Annotated in this window: 4 protein-coding genes; all 4 read left to right on the top strand. The window is 43.7% G+C overall.

The genetic code is table 11. The features are described from left to right. The coding region (locus tag H6S82_RS23715) for an FdhF/YdeP family oxidoreductase (RefSeq protein WP_242057086.1) at nucleotides 1-2263 on the top strand (2263 nt) is incomplete at its 5' end. A gap of 13 nt (nucleotides 2264-2276) precedes the next feature. Then, complete coding sequence (locus H6S82_RS23710) at nucleotides 2277-2501, top strand: hypothetical protein (protein ID WP_190471537.1); 225 nt, start codon at nucleotides 2277-2279, stop codon at nucleotides 2499-2501. A gap of 41 nt (nucleotides 2502-2542) precedes the next feature. After that, the gene (locus H6S82_RS23705; RefSeq protein ID WP_190471533.1) at nucleotides 2543-3148 is read left to right on the top strand and encodes a cytochrome b/b6 domain-containing protein; all 606 of its coding nucleotides are present in this window, start codon (nucleotides 2543-2545) and stop codon (nucleotides 3146-3148) included. Nucleotides 3149-3163: 15 nt separating this feature from the next. Next, a partial coding sequence (locus H6S82_RS23700) for a leucine-rich repeat domain-containing protein (RefSeq protein ID WP_191056806.1) occupies nucleotides 3164-3682 on the top strand: 519 nt, incomplete at its 3' end.

The raw sequence follows: 3682 nt of genomic DNA, 5'->3' as shown, positions 1-3682 counted from the left end.
AAACGATCAAAATTTGGCAGCGAGGTTAAATAGAAAAATGTTAAAAAAACCGACAAAAACATGGACTCCCGCACATTGGGCAAGTTGGAAACCATTCGGCATTGGCGAACAATATCCCAACAATTATTGGGAAGTTTTTCGAGCAATTTGGATGAGTCTAGACAATCTGCCTTATGCTTGGGAAGTCCTCAACAAAGGTGTGTGCGATGGTTGCGCTTTAGGCACCACCGGGATGAAAGATTGGACAACAGATGGTATCCACGTTTGCAATGTGCGTTTGCGCTTGTTGCGGATGAACACGATGTCAGCTTTCGATCCGGCAATTTTAGAAGATGTTTCTAATTTAAAAGATAAGCGCAGTGCAGAGTTGCGCGATTTGGGACGCTTGCCTTATCCGATGGTGCGGAAACGGCGAGAAAAGGGTTTTCAACGGGTAAGTTGGGATGAGGCGATCGCAATTATCAGTTCGCGCATTTGTGCCACTACACCCGACAAACTCGGTTTCTACATCACCAGTCGCGGAACTGTCAACGAAACTTATTACGCAACACAGAAAGCCGTGAGAGCGATCGGCACAAATAATATTGACAACGCTGCCCGCGTATGCCACTCTCCCAGCACATCTGCACTGAAAACATCGCTCGGTGTAGCCGCGACAACTTGCTCTTATAAAGATTGGATCGGTACGGATTTGTTAGTCTTCATTGGCTCAAATGTGGCCAACAATCAGCCCGTCACCGTTAAATATCTTCACTGGGCAAAGAAAGCAGGTACTAAAATAGTTGTCATCAACAATTATCGGGAACCGGGAATGGAAAGGTACTGGGTTCCTTCGATTGTGGAAAGTGCTTTATTCGGAACTAAATTTGCCGAGGATTTCTTTTTGGTGAATGTGGGCGGGGATATTGCCTTTCTCAATGGCACGCTGAAACACTTAATCGAAAATAACTGGATTGACGAAAAATTTATTAAAGATTATACCACAAACTTCGACGAATTAAAAGCAACTCTCGATCCGCAATCTTGGTCAGAATTAGAGCGACTTTCCGGCGCTACCCGCGATGAAATGTACGCCTTCGCTAAAATGGTAGGAGAAGCACACAAAGCTGTATTTGTTTGGAGTATGGGAATTACTCAACACGAGTGCGGCGAAGATAACGTGCGTGCCATCATTAATTTAGCTTTAACTAAAGGTTTCGTCGGTCGAGAAGGATGCGGTTTAATGCCAATTCGGGGTCACTCCGGCGTGCAGGGTGGCGCGGAAATGGGATGCTACTCAACTGTTTTGCCAGGGGGTAAACCCATCACTCCTGAAAATGCCGCCGAGTTGAGTAAAATTTGGGGTTTTGAAGTACCGACATCCAAGGGAATGACTGCACCGGAAACGATCGATGCTGCTTATGAAAATAACTTAGATGTGTTGTTTTCGGTGGGAGGCAATTTTCTAGAAGTTTTACCAGATCCGGAATATGTGGAAGCAGCTTTGCAGCGTGTTCCTCTGCGCGTACATATGGATATTGTTCTCTCTTCTCAAATGTTACTCGAACCTGCGGATACGGTCGTTTTGTTACCTGCAACTACTCGCTACGAAGTGACTGGCGGAGTAACAGAAACCACTACCGAACGGCGGGTGATTTTCAGTCCGGAAATACCCGGTCATCGCATTGGCGAAGCGCGTCCGGAATGGCAAGTTTTTATGGAATTGGCAAGGCGAATTCGTCCGGAAATTGCAGATAAGATATATTTTGATGGCACATCTGCGATTCGAGAAGAAATTGCTTTGGTTATTCCTCAATATGCGGGTATCCAACATTTGCAAGAAGCGGGAGATCAATTTCAGTATGGCGGTTCCCATCTCTGCTTTGGTTGGCATTTTCCGACACGGGATGGGAAAGCTCATTTTGCACCTTTATCTTTGCCGGAAAGAGAATTGCCAGATGGTTGTTTTTTAGTGACAACTCGACGCGGGAAGCAATTTAACAGTATGGTGCAAGAAAGAAAAGATGCGATTACTGGTGCAGTGCGAGATGCGGTGTTGATGAGTGGAGAAGATGCAGAAAAATTGGGTTTAAAAGATGGCGATGCAGTTGTTTTAAAGAACGATTTAGGTGAATTGCGCGGAAAAGTTTACATCGCTACTGTGAAACCGGGTAATTTGCAAATACATTGGCCGGAAGGTAATGTGTTGTTAGATAAAAAGAAGCGATCGCCTGCTTCTGGTATTCCAGATTACAATGCTTTGGTAACTCTAGAAAAATTGTAGTGGAGATCGGAAAATGACAGGACTTGAATTGTTACAATCTGTCCAATTTGTCACCGTAAAAGGAAAGCGTCTGGCAGTTTTGAATGCTGAAGATTGGGAAGCATTGATAGAATGGCTAGAAACTTTAGAAGATGTGCAAATTGCCGAGAAAGCATTTGCGGAACTAAAAACAGCGGGTGGCGATCGCACCGCAGCGGGTTGGTTGAAATGGGATGATGTGGAGAAAGAGTTAGAGTGAGTCAATATACAATTTAAAAAAACTTACATCAGAACATACCAATGCCACAATCTAAACCATATCAACCCCTACTTTTCCGTTTACTGCACAACATCACTTCTTTCATTGTTATCGGTGCAGCAATTACCGGATTTTTAGTCTACGATAGTTGGGACGGTCGCTTCGGTCGCCTGGGAATAACTCTCAAAAACCGAGAATTAATCGATATTCACGGTACATTTGGGTTTTTCTTTCTGCCAATTCTGATTCTGTTTGCTATTTACAGTATCCGTGCGGGTTCGCAACGCTTAGTACAACCAGATTCATTGAAAAACTTAACGAAAGTAGGCAAACCAATCTGGTGGTACAGCTTGCAACGCCTTGCCAATACCATGATGTTAGTTGCAGGCATATTTGCTTTAGTTTCGGGTAAATTTCAGGATGAAAATTGGTTACCGAAAGGAGAAATGAGTCATGTTTGGTACTACGTTCACCTGATAGCTTGGTGTGTGGTAGTTGCAGCTATAGCTATTCATGTATTGATGAGCGTGAAAGTGGGTGGCGCACCGCTGATTCTTTCCATGTTCGATCTTAAAATTCGTCCAGAAGATAGTCCATCACATTGGCCGGAAAAAGTTAAAGCTTGGTTACGTCGTCCTCACTTATAATTGAAAAATCTCCTGATGTCCTCACTAGAACCAGAAATAACAAAAACCTTCACCTGCTTTGCCGATTGGTGTTTGCACAAAGACAGCCTTTCAAAAGAGGCGAAGCATACGATCGATTTGCTGTTAGAGATTGCGGGAACTTCTGATTGTGAAGAAGCCGATCGGATACTTTCAAACCGCACTGAATTGGATCTATCCAGCAATCAAATAACAGACATCAGTGGACTTTCTCCTCTCGCCAATTTGACCTACCTCTATCTCGAAGACAATCAAATAACAGACATCAGTGGACTTTCGACCCTCACCAATTTGACCTACTTCAATCTCAGGTACAATCAAATAACAGACATCAGTGGACTTTCTCCTTTCACCAATTTGACCTACCTCAATCTCAATTACAATCAAATAACAGACATCAGTGGACTTTCGACCCTCACCAATTTGACCTACCTCAATCTCAGGGACAATCAAATAACAGACATCGGTGGACTTTCGACCCTCACCAATTTGATCAAACTCATTCTCGGTAACAGA

This window comes from Planktothrix sp. FACHB-1355 (assembly GCF_014748295.1).
GTDB lineage: Bacteria > Cyanobacteriota > Cyanobacteriia > Cyanobacteriales > Aerosakkonemataceae > Aerosakkonema > Aerosakkonema funiforme_A.
This window is presented reverse-complemented; position numbering and strand designations above follow the sequence as displayed.